The following is a 438-nucleotide window of genomic DNA, read 5'->3' on the forward strand; positions in this document are numbered from 1 at the left end:
ATGTGGCATAGTCGGCGGTATTGCCAAATTTATTGCTCCATTCAACGCCAATATAGGGCGCAAACTGGCGTGTAAATTCATAACGAACCCTAAAGCCAATCGCGCTGCTTGATAGGCCACTTCCAAGCTCGTTTTGTTTATCGTTTTTGCCATAAAGTGTAATTTCGGCTCGCGGTTGTATAATTAGCTTTTGCGTGAGTAGTAGTTCGTACTCTGCCTCTAACGTAAATGCGGTATTGCCTCGCTCACCTACGTATGCTGTCATATCAAGTTCAAACCAATAAGGGGCTAAACCTTGTAAGCCAAAAGCCAACCATTGCCGATTTTCACCTTCTTTATTGTAATCAAGACGAACACCTGCTTGAGTATCCCAATATGCTGATACGGCGTGACCCCATAAAATATCGGTTTGGTTTTCTTCAATACTTCCTTCGCTGA

General features: G+C 43.4%; 1 protein-coding gene. It reads right to left on the minus strand.

Annotated elements, in window-relative coordinates; genetic code table 11:
* Positions 1-438 (minus strand): copper resistance protein B (locus tag PSI06_RS21785; RefSeq protein WP_273605077.1); only part of this gene is annotated, 438 nt, incomplete at both ends.

This window comes from Pseudoalteromonas sp. GABNS16E, assembly GCF_028598715.1.
GTDB classification, from domain to species: Bacteria; Pseudomonadota; Gammaproteobacteria; order Enterobacterales; family Alteromonadaceae; genus Pseudoalteromonas; species Pseudoalteromonas atlantica.